The 19,543-nt window shown below is 41.1% G+C and carries 20 protein-coding genes; 9 read left to right on the top strand and 11 right to left on the bottom strand.

The window, feature by feature from the left end; all coding sequences use genetic code 11:
* Positions 1-146: 146 nt before the first annotated feature.
* Together TY15_RS12685 and TY15_RS12680 are read right to left on the bottom strand one after the other, a co-directional pair.
* Positions 147-1,262 carry an alanine/ornithine racemase family PLP-dependent enzyme gene (locus tag TY15_RS12685; RefSeq protein WP_244440925.1) on the bottom strand — a complete coding sequence of 372 codons (1,116 nt, stop codon included), beginning with the start codon at positions 1,260-1,262 and terminating at the stop codon, positions 147-149.
* Positions 1,259-2,356 (bottom strand): N-acetyltransferase DgcN family protein, encoded by a 1,098-nt coding sequence (locus TY15_RS12680; protein ID WP_040207448.1) that lies wholly within the window; start codon positions 2,354-2,356, stop codon positions 1,259-1,261. Before TY15_RS12680 ends, TY15_RS12685 begins: the two co-directional genes overlap by 4 nt.
* 545 nt (positions 2,357-2,901) lie before the next feature.
* Between TY15_RS12680 and TY15_RS12675 the strand changes: the two genes are divergently transcribed.
* Positions 2,902-3,411 (top strand): DoxX family protein, encoded by a 510-nt coding sequence (locus tag TY15_RS12675; protein ID WP_042374534.1) that lies wholly within the window; start codon positions 2,902-2,904, stop codon positions 3,409-3,411.
* 212 nt (positions 3,412-3,623) lie between these two features.
* Here TY15_RS12675 and TY15_RS12670 read toward each other — a convergent pair whose 3' ends face one another.
* Entirely contained in the window at positions 3,624-4,421 is a 798-nt protein-coding gene (locus TY15_RS12670; protein ID WP_040207462.1) for a Cof-type HAD-IIB family hydrolase, read from the bottom strand.
* A gap of 788 nt (positions 4,422-5,209) precedes the next feature.
* Positions 5,210-5,677 carry a hypothetical protein gene (locus TY15_RS12660; protein WP_040207464.1) on the bottom strand — a complete coding sequence of 156 codons (468 nt, stop codon included), beginning with the start codon at positions 5,675-5,677 and terminating at the stop codon, positions 5,210-5,212.
* Positions 5,678-5,823: 146 nt separating this feature from the next.
* Here TY15_RS12660 and TY15_RS12655 point away from each other — a divergent pair, with 146 nt between their 5' ends.
* Positions 5,824-6,765: a VOC family protein gene (locus TY15_RS12655; protein ID WP_040207465.1), complete on the top strand. Its 942-nt coding sequence runs from the start codon at positions 5,824-5,826 to the stop codon at positions 6,763-6,765.
* 70 nt (positions 6,766-6,835) lie between these two features.
* Here TY15_RS12655 and TY15_RS25335 read toward each other — a convergent pair whose 3' ends face one another.
* Both TY15_RS25335 and TY15_RS12645 read right to left on the bottom strand, forming a co-directional pair.
* A complete protein-coding gene (locus TY15_RS25335; RefSeq protein ID WP_040207466.1) occupies positions 6,836-7,306 on the bottom strand; it encodes a CBO0543 family protein in 471 nt (156 codons plus the stop codon).
* Entirely contained in the window at positions 7,299-7,790 is a 492-nt protein-coding gene (locus TY15_RS12645; protein ID WP_040207467.1) for a CBO0543 family protein, read from the bottom strand. Before TY15_RS12645 ends, TY15_RS25335 begins: the two co-directional genes overlap by 8 nt.
* Positions 7,791-8,094: 304 nt before the next feature.
* Between TY15_RS12645 and TY15_RS12635 the strand changes: the two genes are divergently transcribed.
* The 3 genes from TY15_RS12635 (at position 8,095) to TY15_RS12625 (ending at position 12,892) form a co-directional block, all read left to right on the top strand.
* Positions 8,095-8,580, top strand: coding sequence for a hypothetical protein (locus tag TY15_RS12635; RefSeq protein ID WP_040207469.1), 486 nt, complete (start codon positions 8,095-8,097; stop codon positions 8,578-8,580).
* Positions 8,581-8,767: 187 nt separating this feature from the next.
* Positions 8,768-12,058, top strand: a complete 3,291-nt coding sequence (locus tag TY15_RS12630; protein ID WP_040207470.1) for a DEAD/DEAH box helicase — start codon at positions 8,768-8,770, stop codon at positions 12,056-12,058.
* 324 nt (positions 12,059-12,382) lie between these two features.
* The gene (locus tag TY15_RS12625; RefSeq protein WP_040207471.1) at positions 12,383-12,892 is read left to right on the top strand and encodes a DoxX family protein; all 510 of its coding nucleotides are present in this window, start codon (positions 12,383-12,385) and stop codon (positions 12,890-12,892) included.
* 135 nt (positions 12,893-13,027) lie between these two features.
* On the opposite strand, the gene TY15_RS12620 is transcribed toward TY15_RS12625, so the two are convergent.
* Entirely contained in the window at positions 13,028-13,330 is a 303-nt protein-coding gene (locus TY15_RS12620; RefSeq protein WP_244440924.1) for an ABC transporter permease, read from the bottom strand.
* Positions 13,331-13,428: 98 nt separating this feature from the next.
* Between TY15_RS12620 and TY15_RS12615 the strand changes: the two genes are divergently transcribed.
* The 4 genes from TY15_RS12615 to TY15_RS23665 all read left to right on the top strand — a co-directional run bounded on the left by TY15_RS12615 (position 13,429) and on the right by TY15_RS23665 (position 16,210).
* The gene (locus tag TY15_RS12615) at positions 13,429-13,755 is read left to right on the top strand and encodes a PadR family transcriptional regulator (protein WP_040207474.1); all 327 of its coding nucleotides are present in this window, start codon (positions 13,429-13,431) and stop codon (positions 13,753-13,755) included.
* The gene (locus TY15_RS12610) at positions 13,752-14,405 is read left to right on the top strand and encodes a permease prefix domain 1-containing protein (protein WP_040207475.1); all 654 of its coding nucleotides are present in this window, start codon (positions 13,752-13,754) and stop codon (positions 14,403-14,405) included. Before TY15_RS12615 ends, TY15_RS12610 begins: the two co-directional genes overlap by 4 nt.
* 348 nt (positions 14,406-14,753) lie before the next feature.
* Positions 14,754-15,815, top strand: a complete 1,062-nt coding sequence (locus tag TY15_RS12605; RefSeq protein ID WP_040207476.1) for a PrsW family intramembrane metalloprotease — start codon at positions 14,754-14,756, stop codon at positions 15,813-15,815.
* A 224-nt stretch (positions 15,816-16,039) separates the two neighbouring features.
* Positions 16,040-16,210, top strand: coding sequence for an SPW repeat protein (locus TY15_RS23665; protein ID WP_040207477.1), 171 nt, complete (start codon positions 16,040-16,042; stop codon positions 16,208-16,210).
* Between the two features lie 148 nt (positions 16,211-16,358).
* On the opposite strand, the gene TY15_RS12595 is transcribed toward TY15_RS23665, so the two are convergent.
* The 4 genes from TY15_RS12595 to TY15_RS12580 form a co-directional block, all read right to left on the bottom strand.
* Entirely contained in the window at positions 16,359-17,198 is an 840-nt protein-coding gene (locus TY15_RS12595; RefSeq protein WP_040207478.1) for an SGNH/GDSL hydrolase family protein, read from the bottom strand.
* Positions 17,199-17,340: 142 nt separating this feature from the next.
* Positions 17,341-17,997, bottom strand: a complete 657-nt coding sequence (locus TY15_RS12590; RefSeq protein WP_040207479.1) for an amino acid ABC transporter permease — start codon at positions 17,995-17,997, stop codon at positions 17,341-17,343.
* A 12-nt stretch (positions 17,998-18,009) separates the two neighbouring features.
* The gene (locus TY15_RS12585) at positions 18,010-18,648 is read right to left on the bottom strand and encodes an amino acid ABC transporter permease (RefSeq protein WP_040207480.1); all 639 of its coding nucleotides are present in this window, start codon (positions 18,646-18,648) and stop codon (positions 18,010-18,012) included.
* A 75-nt stretch (positions 18,649-18,723) separates the two neighbouring features.
* The gene (locus TY15_RS12580) at positions 18,724-19,530 is read right to left on the bottom strand and encodes a transporter substrate-binding domain-containing protein (protein WP_040207481.1); all 807 of its coding nucleotides are present in this window, start codon (positions 19,528-19,530) and stop codon (positions 18,724-18,726) included.
* Positions 19,531-19,543 lie beyond the last annotated feature (13 nt).

The following is a 19,543-nucleotide window of genomic DNA, read 5'->3' as shown; positions in this document are numbered from 1 at the left end:
GTTTTTTTATTGATTAATATGCAGGTATGAATAATTCAGGATAAAATTTATAACATCACCACCTTTATTTATTTGGTAAAATTATCAAAACAAGAAGAACAAAATGTCATTAACTCCGGGGAGTGACAGTGGCGCTGGAATTTAGATTATTTTATCAAAACATTCTGTTCCGCTTGGCTATCATTGGCTGTGGATTGTATAAATTTCTTGTCAACATAGGGTGACGTCATAGCCGAAAGAAGGGCACCATAATTAAGGTCAAAGGCTACTTCATCGCCAACTTTCAAATCTGTTTTTTTCGCATCAATAATGGTATGGTCACTGCTCGATCCGAGAATTTCAATATCTATCCTTGGGGTTAGGCCGGAAACTAAGACATCCTGACAACCAACCCCGAGGATGACTCTCCTAATTTGTCCGCGATCCGGAAATTGTGGAGTATCTCCAAACGCATTTTGACCAATTTCCCCATCCGGTAATGAGGCTTTCATCTTAGATTCGATGACCTCAGCAACGAATGTAAACACATCCGTACATAAACCAGGAATTTTTGTTCGACCAAGCGTTTCACAGCCAAGAAAAATAGCTTCACCTATTCTTAAATTATTGATGGCACCGATGTCATCAGTAGCCATGAACCAGTTATAATTGGCTGAATTTCCCCCTGATATATAGGTGAGGGGGATTTCAAATTTCTCCTCAATATGTTCAGCTAGGGAGGATAATGTTCGCATCTTAGCTTCAGTTGGCTTCACGCCCCCAAGACAAGCAAAATTTGCCCCAATTCCAACAATGGTTATTCCAGGTAGTGGCAACACGTCTTGGATAAAACGATCGAGATCTGCTGGAAGTATTCCTTCTCTAAGATCGCCCATGTCGACCATCAGTATAATTTTATGCGGCAATTCATTTTTCATTGCAGCGGCAGAAAGACATCTTATGACAGCTATCTCCGTATTGAAACTGATATCCGCATTTTTTATGACGAGGTCAATCTCGCTTAATGAAGGGGTTTTTAATAAAACATATTCCGCCTTTATATTTGCATCATGCATGTTCCTCAGATTGTCAATTTTGGAGTCAGCGAGGATTCGGATCCCTTTACTTACAAGAACCTCAGCAATTTCGGCAGTCCCACACACACCTTTCGTTACACCCATAATTCCTATCTTCTTTTTGCCATATAAATTTAAAAGGACTTCCACATTCTTCCCGAGTTTTACTAGATCAATTTCCACCCTTGACGACATAAAATCAATCAATTGACGAGCACTTCCTCCAGTTGATTTGTTCTTTTCTCCAATTGTGGGAATGCCTCAAGGATGCTTGTTATTAGCTTGTCACAACCGTGTAAGAGAACATCGGTAGCCGGAATGTTGAGCTGTTCTTCATAGCTAACTATCACCTTATCAACTTCTGAATCGGTCATGTTTTCATGGTTAATGGTAACGGCAATGACTTTTGTATCCGAAAATCGCTCAATTAAGTCAATCTCACTTTCTAAGGTTGGCATTTTCAGAAAGCTGAAATCTCCTAGTTGCTGACGTTTAGGGGGATGTTGAACAATTACCGCGCCAGGTCTTGAGCCTCTTAAAATCCCACAAGAACTCACATACCCTGGATGACTCAAGGCTCCCTGGCCTTCGACGATAATCAGATCAGGACGATCATTTTCGTAAGCTTTCATGATTTCATTTTCAATTTCACCGATCATAAATTGGAGTGGCATAGCATCAATTGCTACACCGTATTTTGCCCCTTGAATGATTCCTGTCTGGCCGGTTGCCACAAATGAAACATGGTACCCTTTTGCCTCTAAAGCAGCCTCAAGAATGACTGAGGTTGTTCGTTTGCCAACGGCACTATCGGTCCCAAGGATCGCAATTATCGGGGTTGGCATATCTAAAATTCGTCCGGAGAAAATATGTAAATCTTTATTAGGGCGGGGCTTTCGAATGTCATGGATGGTAACGCCATACTGCCCAGCATACATCGTAAATTCTTCATCTTGGGTGAGAAATTCTTGAAGCGGATTAATGATATCCATGCCATTTTCCATTGCTTTTAAGACAATCGTTCGTTCATCTTCTTTTAAAACGGCATCAGCGGGTGCTATTCCATAAATAAACTGCTCGGGTAGTGGATTCACCGTTTCGATCACATGTTCAAGGCTTGCGTAAATCGGTATGTTATTTTTTTCTCCTTCGAGAAATTCACCTGAATCTAAATTTGCCTTCGTACTGTCAATCACACCGACAATCAAATATTTTTTAGAGTTTCGAATCAAACCATTTGCGGTCTTTCCGTCCATTGACCCAAAATTTCCTTCACAATAAATAATCGCTGTTTTTTTCATACTAATTCCCTTCTCGTTCTATTTTTATCTGTGTCCGAAAAATAATGAAGATTTTCAAATTACAAACAAAAAACACCTTAACATATCGAGGCAAATAGGCTGAAGCCAATACGAAAAATGTAAGGTGTTTTAATAATATGAATTTATTCTCTTCTCAGTAAATTAATTATACCATATGTTTAGCTATAATATAAGGAAAAAAATGGTTTAGGGGGTCAGTCCCCCGCTCAGCTAAAGTGTAAAGAACTAAAGTGCAAATACCTGATGAGTTTACTAGCATGGATCCTGTGCTGCCTAAGCATTGTAAGGTGGACGTCTTGTTCTTTTTTTGTTACTATTCCCATGATGTTCATCCGTGTCTTTAACAGTTCACAATAAGGTCAAAACTTTGTTACGAAAATGTGAATTACATCACAATCACCTTTTCTATGTTGCGAAAGGTGATAATATGTAAGTGTAGTAAGAAACAAACAAGATCTTGTAAAGTTGAATGTGAAATAGTGAACAAACTTATTTTTGATAAATCCAAAGGGAGATGGAGTAAGATGTTAAACTTTTTAAGAAAGAATAAAATCGCTGCAGGGGTTTTAGCTATCATTCGTATTTATATTGGATACCAATTTATTCATGCGGGTTATGAAAAGTTAACTGGCGGTGGATTTGATGCAAGTGGATTCTTAAAGGGCGCGATTGCTTCTAGTACTGGAGATCACCCAGCCGTTCAAGGCTGGTGGGCAGCATTTCTAGAACATGTGGCATTGCCAAATGCGGAACTGTTTTCTTTCTTAGTGCAATGGGGCGAAGTGTTAGTCGGAATCGCATTAATCTTAGGCCTGCTTACTAACTTTGCCACTTTAATGGGAATGGTCATGAATTTCTCTTTCTTATTTAGCGGTACAGTAAGTACAAACGGACAAATGATTCTGTTAGCTATTTTCGTACTAGTTGCAGGTGCCAATGCTGGTAAATTCGGTTTAGATCGTTACGCAATGCCATATGTACGTAAATACATGGCAGCTGGACGTAATCATAAAGAAGACACAGCACGTGTGTAGTTCCTATAAAAACCGTCGAGTGGAAACTTCATCGTTTCCGCTCTTTTTTTTGTGCCGAGGGGACGGTTCTCCCGGATTTTTGAGCCATGAGAACCGTCCCCCTGGTTTCCAGAAATATGGGGAAATGAATCGAATCGATTGATTAGTATATCACTTAAGTAGAATGGAAGTCGAATTATTTGTCCTTCCAGTTGAAAAATTTTAAAATAACCCTATATCACATTTGATTCATAGGATGGATGAAGAAAACGGTCTATAAACTCAGCTAATCCATCATTTTCGTGATGTCCTGTAACAAAATCCGCTGCTGATTTCACTGCTTCGCTTGCGTTCCCCATTGCCACCCCCGTACCGACATGACGAAGCATCTCTATATCATTAGGTCCGTCTCCAATCGCTGCGACTTCACTTGGATTAATTCGAAACGCACGAAGTAAGCCTTTGATAGCAGACCATTTGGAAACATTAGGAGCAAGCAATTCAAACCCGTCGTTCCAATTAATGACTTCTGCTTCCTTTTTAAACAAAGCAGATAATTCTGGCCTTGGTGCACCTATTCGAATACTATATTTCAAAACATCTTGGTATTTCACCTGTCTTAAATCGCCAATATATTGTGGCGGAGTTTGCCCAACTTTTGTCCAATAATCAATTTCTTCATTTGTTTCTTTACAATAAAGCCCATTTGCTGTGTGGATAATAACATTACAAGGATCGTCAGCGGTCAGATGGTGGAATCGTTCTTCGTTCAGTTGGATGGTTTTCATGTGCAGTGCTCTTCCTGTCTCGGCATCGTGAATAGCGGCACCGTTCAAACAGATCATCGGAGTTCGTAATCCAATTTCTTTATGGTAGGGAGCGGTGACTTCATAGTGTCGACCAGTAGCTAGAAAGACTTTAACTCCCTGATCAATGAGCCTGTTAATGGCTTCCATATTTCGGCGGGAAATGTTGTTTGAGGCTGTTAGTAGTGTACCATCCATATCAATAAATATTGCACGCATCTTCATTTATACTGCCTCCTTCTTCGGTGGTAAACCCATCATATCATCTGAATATTAAAGTCTTGTAAACTCAGTGTATAAATGAAATAAAGTTTATGAGGCAGCATGGGCAGGGCTTTTAGAGGGGACACTTTTTGTACGGTAGGTTAGGCTTGTACTTAAATGTCATGGCCTCCTAAAATTTTTTTAACAAAAAAAGCGCTCAGGATTTGAACGCTTTCTTGTTAAAAAACGAATAAGGTTTTTCATAACACAATTGATACCCATAAATGACTATGGCATAGAGCATCGCCACGATAACATGGTGGATACGTGTGAATTTAACGTATTTTATAAAATTTAATTTTTCTAAAATAGGTATGATTCCAACTGCATAGACTAGGTTATTTAACAAATTTATTAAGAGGTATAACTTGAACTTACCGAAGGTCAAATGAAAAATCCATAAACAGCCTATTGAGAAGTAGACTAAAATGGATAAGAGGTTCCACATTCTTTTTTTAGAGCTACCTTTTACGGCCCAGAAGTCATAGTGATGACCTATAAATGAAATGGTAACTGTTATAAGTGTAGAAAAAATAGTAACAGGAATGTATCGTTTAACGGACTTTTTAGGCATGAAATAAACAGTTGCCCAAGCCAGTATAGATCCTATCCGGAGTAAGTACGTAACCATAGTCTACCTCTTTCTTCCGTTTTTTTTAGCTTTATCCAATCGAAAGAAAATATGTAGACGGAATAGAAGTTTTATCTGTGAGTCCCTTAATTTTAGTTATTTTATAAAAAGAAAAATTCTAATGAGTGATTGCGTAGTGCTCCTTAACGGACGGAAGCAGAGTAATCGATTGAATGAAAAGACCAAGGAAGATGTAGAATACCTGAATAAATGCAATTCCTTGAACCATATATATTTCAATCGTAATCCAAATAATTAAGATAAAACCAAGGTAAAGAGAACTATGCCATGACCAATGTGTGTCTTTATACATACAGAGTCTTTCAACAAACTTCATCTGTTTCTCTGTGATAAGGAAGAGTGCCGTCATGAGCGGGATAATCCCTAATACGAAAAATAGAATGATTCCGGGAATGAGATAACTATTAAACGGGGAATGATGTAATAAATTCAGTGGAATGTGTAACATTGACCCATCTGGAGAAAGAATCAGTGCCCCTCCACCGAAAAGTGCACCAACGCCTAGAAAAATGTGTAATCCAATTAACAAATAGCATGAAAAAGATTTTTGATGTTTCGACGTCATAAAATCATCTCCAAGGATTTCATTTATCTTTCAACTTTATTTTAACGAAAATTAGTGACTAGATAGTTAAGGTAATATGGCATAATGGTGAATAACACCACTATGAAATACTGCGTAGTTCGAATATAAATGAAGGAGGAATCATTATGTCAAAAACAACTCAAAAAATCGTGCCCCATTTATGGTTTGACAAAGAGGCAAAAGAGGCAGCTGAGTTTTACGCTTCGATATTCCCGGACTCAAAAATTACGAATGTTACAACCATCCACGGCACACCATCAGGCGACTCCGATATCGTTTCTTTTGAGCTTTGGGGGCAGAAGTTCATGGCCATCAGCGCAGGACCTTTGTTCAAGTTCAATCCGTCAGTGTCTTTTATTGTTAATTTTGATCCATCGCGAGAGCAAGATGCTGGGGGAAAATTAAATGAGGTTTGGACCAAATTATCCGAAGGTGGCACAGTATTAATGCCGCTCGATCAGTATCCGTTCAGTGAGAAATATGGCTGGATTCAGGATAAGTATGATTTGACCTGGCAGTTAATCCTTACTAATCCAGAAGGGGAAGAGCGGCCTCCCTTCGTGCCATCACTTACGTTTGTCGGCGATCAATGCGGCAACGCGGAAGAGGCGATCCATTTTTATTTATCCGTATTTAAGAATACTAAACAGGGACTAATCGCCCGCTACCCTACAGGCATGGAACCTGACAAGGAAGGAACAGTCATGTTCTCTGATTTCATGCTTGAAAATCAGTGGTTTGCCGCCATGGATAGCGCGCATGAGCATAAATTCCGTTTTAATGAGGCGATCTCATTTATGGTCTATTGCGATACCCAAGAAGAGATTGATCACTACTGGGAAAAGCTATCGGCCGTTCCTGAAGCCGAGCAATGCGGCTGGCTGAAAGATAAGTATGGCTTATCCTGGCAGATTGTTCCAAGTGGGATGGATGAAATGATGAGCAAGGGCACACCAGAGCAACTTGCGCGCGTAACAAAAGCATTTCTTAAAATGAAGAAATTCGATCTTGTGGAATTACAGAAGGCAAAGAACCATGGGGACGGTTCTGGTGGCTTTTCTGGTTAAAGAGAATGACCAATTCTAGAAATAAAACAGGTTTTGGGAACGGATCTCAATTGAGCCATGAGAACCGTCCCTATGGCCACTCTCCTTGTTGAAACCAACATATAAATTTCTTTGTGATGAGTAATATAATGAAGGTTGAGAGAACGCTTAGGAAAAAATTCCAGTGATGAAATTGTAATAAGGAGGTCGTTTTCTCAATTATTTGATTATAGGTCGGTGCGGCAATGCTGAATAGGGTATAATGCAACAGGATTTTCTTTTTTTCCTTTTTTTTCGGGAATAAAATGATAAAGAACATAAAAAATGTAGGGTAAATAAAATAATGTAACGAAAAACTCATTTTTGTTGCGAAATAAAATTCACGGACCGGAAAGGTGATGATGCCCAGCGAAATTTGGAGATATTCAAATATCCATAAAAAAGCTTGGGCAAACAGAAATGATAGATGTGCGAGCCTTTTTCGGTCTCGCGGTATATACCGCCAACAGAAATATCCACAAATGATCCACGAACCTACAATGGTAAGTATTTCTTTATTCATTTTCTTCTACCTTACCCATTTTTTTTGTAAACCAACGATAATATTTATCGTTGACATATAATGAGGCGATCAATGTGATGAGGGTCCAATACCATTTCCATTGATGATATTCAACAAGGTCTGTCGTCCGTTCCAAAATAACTTCACAGCCTGTTAAAAAGCTGGAAATACATAGATAGTAACTGAGCGTTCCTTTTTTGTTCGTGTTAGGATGGTGCAGACTGAAAATGATTGAGATCACTGGTAAGAGAAAAAATTCAAAGATAAAGCTGGCTTTATTATAATAATTTGACTTGGGCAAAAGTTGGACTGGGTATTCGATCCAATTATTTTCAACAACGATTAAGCCGGATGGCCATGTAATAATTTGCATGGATAAAAATAAAACCCATGCTTCTCTTGTTCGTTCTCTGGGGACTAATTTCCAGATGCCCAAAATACATAGAAGTGTAATACCAATTAAGATCCATCTTTCAAGATTCATCTCGCGTTCACCTTGGAAGTTATTTTCATCAATAATCTAGTTTGCTCAAAATATGAAGATATATGCATTGCAGAACCATGGGGACGGTTCTGCTGGCTCTTTTTCCCTCCCTCTCCGAGAACTGTATAAAAATGGGTTCTTCTTATCGGGAACGGCCACCGCCAAAAAAATGGGGTGGCATAGGCGAAACTTAAGTGAGCCATGAGAACCGTCCCCGTGGCCACCAGTGGCCACTCCTGCCCACGTATGTTATTTCAAATAAATGTAAATTCTAGTGTTATGTGAACTTAAAGGGGCATTCTGAATGATCGGGCTCATGATAGCTGTGTTAATTTTTAACTTTATTGCTTTAAAAGTAAAAAAGCAATTAACGAGAAGCCAAATGGTACAGGTATGGATATTTTCAGTTTCACTCCAATTTGTAGTTGATGTTTTTATCAGCTTAAAATACGGGGCGTACTGGTATTTTTCAAAAGGAGTAGATTGGGAATCGTTACCTGCCTATTTTTTTCTTGTTTCACCGGTTAATATCATATTTTTAAATTTTTATCCATTCAAAGCAAAGCTAAAAAAACAAGCATTGTATATGAGTGCCTTTGTCATTTTCTGTCTGGTTTATGAGCTCGTAACTTTATTACCGGAGCCTTGGGGTTTTTTCCATTACGGATGGTGGAAGCTTTGGTATTCTATTGGACTAAATCCAATCCTTTTCTTGATCTTGTTAGGCTATTTTAAATGGATCTGTAAGTTGGAGGCAGTCTCTCATGGAAATAAGCAAGAGTTGATTTAGGCGTTGGTTTCCGGTTTCTTCATGGTTCAACTTTCCTGTTCGATCCTGATCCTTCTTCTTGAATCAGAATGCGGGCAATTTTTTAATTAAAAATGGAGTCATTTCTCCCCCTCGGTTATAGTAGAGGTATTAAGAGAGTGATTACTAGAAATACAATATAAACGTCTAATTTACAAGGAGGGTAGTCATGGCCCTTTCATTAACTGCTTCAGATGTAAAAGGTTTGTTCTCTCGGTCGAACTATCAGAAGGGACATCGCTATTACACCCAAGGAAGAGTAATAGAATTAACTTACGATTCTGAACAAGAGGCATGGTCCGCGGTAGTTCTGGGGACAGGGCGGTACCGGGTAGTGGTAAAGGAAGATGCGAGTGGCTTTAAGTGGGAGTGTAATTGTCCTGCCTTTCAACGCTATGACGAGGAATGTAAGCATGTTGTAGCCGTTATGATCAAACTCCAAGAAACGGAAGGTCAGGATTTTTCTCAAAAAGATTGGTTGCAGGCAAGACAACAGGAGCTTAAGCGGCAGCAAGATGAGTTAGTTAGGCAGCAGCAAGAAAGACAATCGGCCTATGTGAAGCAGCTTACGAATCAGTTTATTCACACGTTCACAAACCAACAGCATGAACACATGCCCCAAAAGGATCTGATAGAAAAACAGCCGCTGATGGTGGAGTGGGTCTGCAGTCTTCGCAATACATACCGAAACATCGTTCTCTCATTAGAGATGAAGGTGGGGCACAAGCGAACGTATGTGGTAAAAAATCTAGTCGATTTCCTTCAGGCAATTAAACAAAAACAAGAGTACCCTTTTACGAAAAACTTCACGTATGATCCAACTGCCTATACCTTTATGGAACAGGATCAAGAAGTGATTGATCTTTTGCATGAGGTTGTAAACTATGAAGAAATCTATCGAAACCTGCAATCGTCGTACGCTCAACTTGGAATGTCATCTGATGCTCGTACCATTACCATTTCCCCGATCATGGCTGATCAACTTCTGGAAAAACTAGTGGGACGACCAATGGAATTTCGAAATAGGGGTACCTCGTATCAACAGTTTAAACTTCATAAAGGGGAATTACCCTATACCTTTCAGCTAGAGCTTGGGAAGAAGGAAGCCTTTCAATTAGATGTATCCGCTTTTGAAAATATTGAATATCTGGACCTGTATGGTTATGTGGTAAAGGAGAATGGCTTGTATAAGCTTTCACCCGTGCAACAAAATTTTGTGAAGGAATGTAAAAAACTTATACAACGGGCGAATACCCCTGTCATTCCGATTAGTCATGATCAGCTTGAGCCGCTTCTCGCTTCCGTCGTCCCGATGATGGAGAGGGTGGGAAAGCTTAAAATTGCTGAAAGTATCTCTTCGAAAATAATGAAATGGCCGCTGCAAGCCAAGCTGTACGTTGATTATATCGATGAGTTAGTCCAAGTGACGCTGGAATATCAGTACGGAGAAGAGACGATCAATCCTTTTAGGCAAAATACAATAAAATCAGAGGACGCTCCTATTTTATTAAGAGATACAGAAAAGGAACAGTGGATAAGCAAGATCATCGAATCTAGCACACTTCGATCCAATGGACCATTGCTCTATGTAGAGGGAGAAGAACAGATTTTTGAATTTCTATATGAAACTCTTCCTCGATTGGAGGATAAGGTAGAGATTTTCTTGACAAAACCTGTGAAATTACTCCTTCAACCTGAGCAGCATGCCCCAGTGACCCATATCGATATGGACGCCTCGGGCAATTGGTTAGAAGTTAGATTTGACATGGAAGGAATCAAGCAAGAGGATCTTTACGATATCTTGCGAAATGTCGTTGAAAAAAAGAGATATTATCGATTGCCAAGCGGGGCATTTGTGTCGCTAGAATCAGAAGATTTCCAAACGATTCACCATCTCCTTCATGATCTCAACATTAAATCGTCGCAATTGCAACAAGAGTCTGTACGTCTTCCGCTTTACAGAGGAATCGAGCTTGAGGAACTAGTTGGAGGAGGTAAAGGAAATAAGGCGAAGTACGGGAAAGCGTTTCGTCAATTGCTTACGCGTCTTAAAAATCCGGAAGAGCTGGAATTTGCGGTTCCTCGTTCTTTGAAGGCTGAGCTACGAGACTATCAAAACTATGGATTTCAATGGCTAAGTACTCTGAAATATTATGGGCTTGGTGGGATTCTTGCAGACGATATGGGATTAGGGAAAACGCTGCAGAGTATCGCGTTACTACTAGCAGATAAAGAGAAGCTTGTGGAAAGTAAGCCGTCCCTTATTTTAGCGCCTGCTTCTCTCGTCTATAATTGGAAAAATGAACTTGCGAAATTTGCTCCATCCTTACGTGTGGAAGTCATCATTGGATCCCCTCAAGAGCGGTTGGACATGCTCCAGTGTGCCACGCCTCCTGATATTTGGATCACCTCTTATCCTACCTTGCGCCAGGATAGTGACTTTTATCAGCAGCATGAGTTTCGAACGCTTATTTTAGATGAAGCGCAGGCGATCAAAAATTATGCTACCAAAACGGCGAAAGCAGTACGAGAGCTCCGTGCTGATACTCGTTTTGCCCTTAGTGGCACGCCGATTGAGAATTCGATTGATGAGCTTTGGTCTATTTTCCAGACCATTATGCCAGATTTTTTTCCGAGCCAAAAGGCCTTTCGCCAATTGTCTGCGGAAAAGGTAGCCAGAATGATTCGTCCCTTTTTACTACGGAGGGTGAAAAAAGATGTGTTAAAGGAATTGCCGGATAAAATTGAGACGGTCCATGTGTCTGAGCTGACAAAACCGCAAAAGGAACTGTATCTGGCTTATTTGGAAAAAATAAAGGCGGAAACAACGGATTCCCTGCAAGGAGAAGGGTTTCAAAAAAGCCGGATGAAAATTCTTGCTGGTTTAACAAGGCTCCGTCAAGTGTGCTGTCACCCGTCTTTATTTTTAGATGATTATAAGGGAGATTCCGGCAAACTCCAACAATTAATGGAGCTTGTCGTGAATGCCCTTGAAAATGGGAGACGATTACTCATTTTCTCGCAATTTACGAGTATGTTACGTGTCATCGGTGAAACTTTGGAGAGTAAGGGCATCTCTTTCTTTTATTTAGATGGACAAACGGCTTCAAAGCAGCGCGTACAATTGGTGGATCGTTTTAATAGCGGGGAATGTGACATTTTTCTTATTTCCTTGAAGGCTGGGAATACAGGATTGAATTTAACTGGGGCGGATACGGTCATCTTGTACGATCTGTGGTGGAACCCGGCGGTGGAAGAGCAGGCAACAGGGCGAGCGCATCGGATGGGGCAGAAAAAGGTTGTCCAGGTGATTCGCCTCATCACACAAGGGACCATCGAGGAAAAAATGTATAAACTACAGCAAAGCAAGAAAGAACTCATCGAAACAGTCATAGAACAAAATGACCAAGAAATATCCAGAATAACCGAACAGGATATAAGAGAAATCTTGGGGATCTAGATGAGCCGGGGGGACGGTTCTGGTGGCTCTTTTGGTTAAAGGCGATGGACGATTTTGGAAATGAAACAGGTCATGGGAACGGATCTCATTTGAGCCATGAGAACCGTCCCCGTGGCCACCACTGGCCACCTGGCCCAAGTCGTTCACATTAACGTCAAGACTTTGTTGCTATTTTGTGAATAACATCACAAGAGGCTTTTTTAACTTAAAAAAGGTGATAATATGTAAGTGTAGTAAGAAACAAACAAGATCTTGTAAAGAACAATGTGAAATAGTGAACAATCAAATATTAAGTCAATATCATCCAAAGGGAGATGGAGTAAGATGTTAAACTTTTTAAGAAAGAATAAAATCGCTGCAGGGGTTTTAGCTATCATTCGTATTTATATTGGATACCAATTTATTCATGCGGGTTATGAAAAGTTAACTGGCGGTGGATTTGATGCAAGTGGATTCTTAAAGGGCGCGATTGCTTCTAGTACTGGAGATCACCCAGCCGTTCAAGGCTGGTGGGCAGCATTTTTAGAACATGTGGCATTGCCAAATGCGGAACTATTTTCTTTCTTAGTGCAATGGGGCGAAGTGTTAGTCGGAATCGCATTAATCTTAGGCCTGCTTACTAACTTTGCCACTTTAATGGGAATGGTCATGAATTTCTCTTTCTTATTCAGTGGTACAGTAAGTACAAATGGACAAATGATTCTGTTAGCTATCTTCGTATTAGTTGCAGGTGCCAATGCTGGTAAATTCGGTTTAGATCGTTACGCAATGCCATATGTACGTAAATACATGGCTGCTGGACGTAATCATAAAGAAAACACAGCACGTGTGTAGTTCCTATAAAAACTGCCGAGTGGAAACTTCATCGTTTCCGCTCTTTTTTTTGTGCTGGGGTGTGCCGGGGGGACGGTTCTGGTGGCAACATTTACTTCAAAAAAAGCCACAAGAACCGTCCCCGTGGTCCTCCTGTTATCCCCTAACCCAGCTCACTATTTTTGAAATAAGCCCGATGATAAGGTAAATAACCCCATTTCCAATAATGATCAGTCCGATAAAGGCCGCTGTAATTGCTCCACCTTCGCCCGTGCCACCCTGACTATGATCAATTTTCACAAAGACGGCACCGATGGAAAACGCTAGAATGGGTCCAAGGATCCCGATACCGATCCCTGACCAGAAAAAATGCAGTTTGTTTCTTTTGTGTAACTGTATGGCTGCAGTGTTGATCAAGGTGAGTAAAAGCAGAATAATTATCCAAATTAGTCCGTCCACAATAGCGCCTCCTGTCAATTGTATTTATTTTGCTAATAACATTGTATAACAAGGTACATTGTTATACAATGTTACTAGCAATATTTGGAGGAGATTTTATGGATAGAGAATTACTGAAGGGGAGCATTGAGATTCTATTGCTGTCTTTGTTAGTTGAGAGTGATTGTTATGGATATGAAATGACCAAGAAGTTACGCATTTTAAGCGAGGATGCCTACCACATGAATGAGGGCACCTTATACCCGGCGTTAAAGCGCTTAGAGAATAAAGACTGTGTAACCTCCTATTGGAGCCAGCAGCCTGATGGCACAAGACGGAAATATTATTCGATTACAGAAACAGGACAAAAACTACTTTCGGAAAAGGTCAAGAACTGGAAGCAAATTAATCTGTTAATTGATCGAACGTTAGGGGGATTAGCATGAACGAACTGGAGCGATATTTGCAACAGATTTTAGCCGACTTGCCTCAGGAGGAAAGGGAGGAAATGCACGAGGAGTTATATGCCCATCTTGTGGAGCATCGAAATGATCTGATGATGAACGGATATTCTGAAGATGAAGCAGTCATTCAGGCCATCCACTCCTTCGGTAATGAGCGAAGCATAAATCAGGAACTGAAGCGGGCGATGTTTCCTCTATTGAAGATTGTGCGTTTTGTCTGGAGTGTCTTCTTTGTCACCGTGTTTTTATGTTTGGTCTCGTATGCTACGATGGAATTTTACCATCCGGAATTTGACAATACCCTCCCAGGCGAAAGTGTGATAGGGGGATTCTTTATCGTTGTGTTTATAGCTGTGGCAGCTGAGACGCTGTACGAAGCGCTTAACCAGCAGATTAATGTGAAATGGCTTCGCAATCCGTGGCTGTTCTTTTTGGTCCCATCCTTACTATTTGGGGCGATCCAGTCTCGAGCATTGATCAACCATCCAGACCACTATCCGGAAGGTTTGTGGCTTGATTTGTTCGCGATCCCGATTGGGGCCTTTGCCTACCTGCTTGCCAGACAGTTTTTCACCTTGCTGTTTTTGAACAAGAAGAGTGCTAAGAACGAGCGGAGGACGTTGATTCGCTAAGCAGGGGAGCCAGGGGGACGGTTCTGGTGGCTTTTTTAGCTGAAGAGGAATTGAATTGTCTTTACTTTCCCTATCTGAGGTAAGCTTAAAAATAGATTTTTAGTGTTGGAAACTGCCGTTGCCGGTAGGTTGTCGTTAATGACTATGCACTGTTTTAGTGTCTGGACCTAATCCGATATGAGCCAGGAGAACCGTCCCCATGGTAACTTCAAATAGATTTCCAATAGTTGGGCATACTCATGTGGAGGATCCTTTATTGGTAGAAAAATAAAGTGAGTGTCCGCTTCAAACATTTTCACCTCCAATAAGGTCATCGATGATAAATTGAATCAGGTGGGGGGACGTCTGTTGAAATGCCCGCAATGTGTCTATACAAATCCAGATGGAGTAAAGTTCTGCTTAAATTGTGGCGAAACGTTTGTTAAAAATAACGCGCAAGTGGACGAAAACAGCATGTTTTATGAGTTTGCCCATTATGTTGATATGGTTCCACGAATGGAACGATCGATTGAACCCAAATTTCAAAACATCTTTTCCCGTGTTTTCCGCGATCATAGTGAACTGGAAGCCGAACGGCTTTTTATCGTTGGAACGGCCCTGACGACGCCGAAAATTTCGGAAGTAACCGATACATGGCCCAAGCCGTGGCTTTTTGCAAGGGTGTTCATCTTTGCACTTCTTGCCTTCGCCGGATTTTACATAGGCGTCGATTATTTTAGAAACGTGAACTTTATTCCGGGACTGATCCTTGTTGGGGCATTTGCGGTCCCGTTGACAACGTTAATTTTCTTCTGGGAGATGAATGCGCCGCAAAATATTGCCTTTTATCGAGTCATTTTTGTTGGGTTAATTGGTGGAATGCTGTCGATGTTAGTCGCACTCGTGTTTTTCGATATTTTGAAAAATAATATTAATCCGATTACGATTGGCATTGCCGAGGAGCTAGCTAAAGCGATCACAGTCATTAGTTTTGTTCGATTCCGAAAATACAAGTATATTCTGAATGGACTGCTTATGGGTGCAGCGGTTGGCGCGGGTTTTGCCGCATTTGAGACAGCTGGATATGCGCTAAGGTCGCTCATGTCCGGGGATGCCCAAAATCTGTATATCACAATCCTTTGGCGCGGGCTTTTAGCTCCGGGCGGTCATGTTGCCTGGGCAGCCCTGACAGGTGCGGCTTTTTGCCGGGTACAAGGGGACCAACCATTTAAGCTGAATATGTTAGTCAAAGTTAAATTTCTACGGGTCTTTCTGTTAGTTGTGCTGATGCATGCTCTATGGGATACTCCGATAACCGGTATGTTTCCCTTTGGGCAGATCTTTTTGACGGTGGCTTCCTGGATCGCCGTCTTTCTACTGATCCGTGCTGGACTTAAGGAGATAGGGGAAAAGAAGGTTAGCCAGGGGTAGCCAGGGGGACGGTTCTGGTGGCTTTTAATATGGCTTTTTTTGGAAATGTCTGAATGGGAACGCGATTCGATTAAAGAAGCGAGAGTTCCGTCAGAAAAGGGAGTTGCCGTCATTTGCATGATGCCTATTCATTTCCAACATTAAGGTCATGTTTATAGAAATTTTGAATAGGATATAGTGAGTACTCCAAAAAACGCATCTTCGAGGGAAGGGGGCGATGTTGGATGTGGCAACTTTGGCTGACAGGACTAATTGGTTTATGGCTCTGTTTCACTCCTTGGGTTTACGATTTCGCTAACGACTCCGGTGCTTTTTGGAACAATCTTATTGCGGGGATCATTATTCTTATTTTATCTATTTGGGCTGGATCTAAAGGAAAAGACAATACCCCCTGAGTCATTAGACTAGGGGGAGTGAAGATTATATTGGAGTACTATCTGGCCCTCCTTTTTGGAGGGTTTTTCTCATGGGTGGGCCATGGGGACGGTTCTGCTGGCCACAACCGGAATCTGATTTGAACCAGGAGAACCGTCCCTATGGTACCTATGGAACAATTTTATCATTTTCGAACGAGGTCTTTAGGGTTTCGAACCAGTATTGGTATCCAAGGTCATTGGGATGACTTTCATCGCTTAATATGTCTTCTACTGATTTCTGATTTTTTTCTTGAAGTGTTTGTATTCCATTGGTTACATCAATCATGTTGACATTATTTTCTTCGGCAACTGTCGTCATGCTTTCGATATAGTCTTGATAGCTATTACCCCATTGGCTTTTCATCGGGATAGTGGTTGGGTTGGCTGATTGAATCATGATCATGGAGTCAGGAAGAACTTTCTTTATTTCGGAAATCAATAAGGCAAGGTCCTGTTTTGTTTGTTTTAGTGAAGTGTTGTCCCTGTAGTCATCAATCACTGGTGGCTCCACAATAATGAGATCCGGGTTAGCTGATTGTAACTCATTTAGTTTATTTTCCTTCAAGAATTCCTGAATGGTAAAACCATCATATCCATTATTAATGAAAGAAATAGCGGATAGGTCTTCTCGAGCATTCTTTAGGTATGACTCGAGTAACCCACTCCAGCTTTTAGTCGGATCGCTTGCGCCGGTCCCTGCTGTTACACTGCTTCCAACGGTTGAAATCACAATCTGTTCTTTTTGGGATGACTGGTACTTTAACCAATCTATCACACTATTGAATTTATTTTCCTCTAATAATCTTCTATTTTCTTTTTCCTTTTGCATTTCTGCTTGCTTATCTTGTTTAGCAGATGCCACAGCCGCTAGGCCCATTTTCTCAATCTTTTTGTCATAGTGTAATTGGCCAATCGTTAAAAAGGTAGCCGAAAATAGTAACAATAGTACAAATAATAGTTTTTTCAAAGCCGAATCCCCCTACGCATAAAGCTAAATATAGTATATAAGTAATAGGAAGGAATAACAAGAGAAGCTAGGGGAAGCCAGGGGGACGGTTCTGGTGGCACACATAAAAACTAAAATGAGCCAGGAGAACCGTCCCCCTGGCTCATTTTAGTTCTAGTCTTCGGGCAATTTGTGATAAGGCGAAGTTGACGATGAAGTACATGAGTGCGACTATGACAAAGACGGGTGCTACATAGGATCCTTTTTGGGCATAGATGATTTGTCCGTTGTGTAATAGGTCCGGTAATGCGATTACGACAGCCAGTGATGTATCTTTCAGTAGCGAAATAAATTGACTGACGATCGGTGGAACCATTCTTCTTAGCGCTTGGGGCATGACGATATAGCGTAATGTCTGGATGTAGCTCAGACCAGATGCACGTCCTGCTTCAATCTGTCCTTTTTCGATCGAGTTTAAACCGCTGCGGATGATTTCTGCTAGCATGGCTGATTCGAAAACGGTCAATGCGGCGATTGCGGCGGACGTTATTTCCATTTCTATCCCGATTTCGGGCAAGGCAAAATAGGTGAAGAAAATGATCAGCAGCAAGGGCAGGTTACGAATCGTCTCGATAATTACGGCAAGTAAGGGAGAAACAACGGGAATACGCGCATATCTGAGCGTGCCAATAAGACCGCCAATAATGAAGCTGAGCACAATTGAAATGGCTGCGACCTTAAGGGTGACGCCAAATCCTTCTAATAAAAATTTTAAATTGTCCGGTTTATATACTTCGATGAATGGTGCTAGAAAATCCATCTCTGCACCTCCTTAATTACTTCGTGCCATGCGTTTTTCTAAAAATCCTACCCCAAGACTTAAAGGTATCGTAATAATTAAATAAAATAAGGCCACAAACACATAGGTATCAAAGGTGACGTATGTCTTTGCTGATATTAAATCCCCCTGATACATTAAATCCCCACCGGCAACAACTGCTAACAATGACGAGTTTTTAACTAAATTGATAAATTGGTTGCCAAGAGGAGGGATGACGATCTTGATAGCCTGTGGGAGGATCACCATTCTCATTGCCTGGCCGTAAGTTAATCCTGTCGAGCGGGCTGCTTCCATTTGCCCTTTTGGAACAGACATAATTCCAGCACGGATGGCTTCAGCAATAAAAGCTGCTGTATAGATAGTCAATCCGATGGTTCCTGCCGTCATCCCGCCAAAGTTTCCAGCCAAGAAAGTGAAAAACACGATAACCAGGACAGGTATATTCCGGATAAATTCAACATACACCGTACCAATCCAGTTAAGAGGCTTAATCGGGGCAATTCGCATGACTGCAAGAAGTGTTCCCAACATAAAGCTGCATAGTAAAGCGATTAAACTGGTAATAATGGTCATTTTAAATCCTTCTAAAAATAAATCGATATTATTCGTAAGTATCGAGAAATCCAGCAAACGATCTCCTCCTAATCAATCAGGGGGCAAGTTCGTAACCTTGCCCGATCCTGACGGAAAACCTGGTCTGAAAAATTAATTCTTAATCCATTTATCCTTAATCTCATCGTATTTTCCAGAATCCTTCAGGCTTTTTAATGCTTTATTTAACTCATCGACAAGTTCTTGATTGCCTTTTTTAACAGCGATTCCGTAAGGCTCTTCTGTGAACGTTCCACCGACTAGTTCATATGACGGGTCTTCATCGGCCATTCCATAAAGGATAGCATCATCTGTAGTCAGGGCATCACCCTTACCGGCTTTTAAGGCGGTAAAAGCTTCCGCATAGTTTTCAAATTCCAGAACGGTTGCTTCAGGGGCTTTCTCACGAATATTGATCGTCGAGGTCGATCCTTTTACCGCAAGCACGGTTGTGCCTTTTTTCAAATCATCAATGCTCTGCACCTTACTGCCCTTTTTCACAAGCAATGATTGACCGGCTTCAAAATAGACATCGGTAAAATCAACTTCTTTTTTACGCTCATCGGTAATGGTCATCGTCGCGACGACTGCATCAACCTTGCCATTATTTAAGAGGCCTACCCTCGTTTTTGAGGTAACTTCCACGTACTCTGGCTTCACATCCTTGCCAAACATTTCTTCTGCCAGTGCCTTGGAAAGATCGATATCAAATCCTTCTACCTCACCAGTCGAAGGATTTTTCAATCCGAATAAACGAGTGTCATGTTTGACGCCAAAGACGATTTTTTTATCTTCCTTAATCTGGGCCAGTACATCCTTATCTTTGTCGGTGGAGGCTTTGTCCCCGCCGCACCCGGCAAGCAATAAGGCAGCCATAGTGGTGACTAACGCCATTTTCACAACATTTCTTTTCTTGAACATTCTGTTTCCCCCT

Source organism: Neobacillus jeddahensis (genome assembly GCF_000612625.1).
Classification (GTDB): Bacteria; Bacillota; Bacilli; order Bacillales; family Cytobacillaceae; genus Neobacillus; species Neobacillus jeddahensis.
Note: the sequence above shows the minus strand (reverse complement) of the source record. Positions and strands in the feature narration are given on the sequence as shown.

Bases quoted from the DNA above. Each gene is read 5' to 3' on its own strand.
- TY15_RS12680 (WP_040207448.1), bottom strand. From the start codon at position 2,356: ATGAAAAAAACAGCGATTATTTATTGTGAAGGAAATTTTGGGTCAATG.
- TY15_RS12675 (WP_042374534.1), top strand. From the start codon at position 2,902: ATGTTAAACTTTTTAAGAAAGAATAAAATCGCTGCAGGGGTTTTAGCT.
- TY15_RS12670 (WP_040207462.1), bottom strand. From the start codon at position 4,421: ATGAAGATGCGTGCAATATTTATTGATATGGATGGTACACTACTAACA.
- TY15_RS12660 (WP_040207464.1), bottom strand. From the start codon at position 5,677: ATGACGTCGAAACATCAAAAATCTTTTTCATGCTATTTGTTAATTGGA.
- TY15_RS12655 (WP_040207465.1), top strand. From the start codon at position 5,824: ATGTCAAAAACAACTCAAAAAATCGTGCCCCATTTATGGTTTGACAAA.
- TY15_RS25335 (WP_040207466.1), bottom strand. From the start codon at position 7,306: ATGAATAAAGAAATACTTACCATTGTAGGTTCGTGGATCATTTGTGGA.
- TY15_RS12645 (WP_040207467.1), bottom strand. From the start codon at position 7,790: ATGAATCTTGAAAGATGGATCTTAATTGGTATTACACTTCTATGTATT.
- TY15_RS12635 (WP_040207469.1), top strand. From the start codon at position 8,095: ATGATCGGGCTCATGATAGCTGTGTTAATTTTTAACTTTATTGCTTTA.
- TY15_RS12630 (WP_040207470.1), top strand. From the start codon at position 8,768: ATGGCCCTTTCATTAACTGCTTCAGATGTAAAAGGTTTGTTCTCTCGG.
- TY15_RS12625 (WP_040207471.1), top strand. From the start codon at position 12,383: ATGTTAAACTTTTTAAGAAAGAATAAAATCGCTGCAGGGGTTTTAGCT.
- TY15_RS12615 (WP_040207474.1), top strand. From the start codon at position 13,429: ATGGATAGAGAATTACTGAAGGGGAGCATTGAGATTCTATTGCTGTCT.
- TY15_RS12610 (WP_040207475.1), top strand. From the start codon at position 13,752: ATGAACGAACTGGAGCGATATTTGCAACAGATTTTAGCCGACTTGCCT.
- TY15_RS23665 (WP_040207477.1), top strand. From the start codon at position 16,040: ATGTGGCAACTTTGGCTGACAGGACTAATTGGTTTATGGCTCTGTTTC.
- TY15_RS12590 (WP_040207479.1), bottom strand. From the start codon at position 17,997: ATGGATTTTCTAGCACCATTCATCGAAGTATATAAACCGGACAATTTA.
- TY15_RS12580 (WP_040207481.1), bottom strand. From the start codon at position 19,530: ATGTTCAAGAAAAGAAATGTTGTGAAAATGGCGTTAGTCACCACTATG.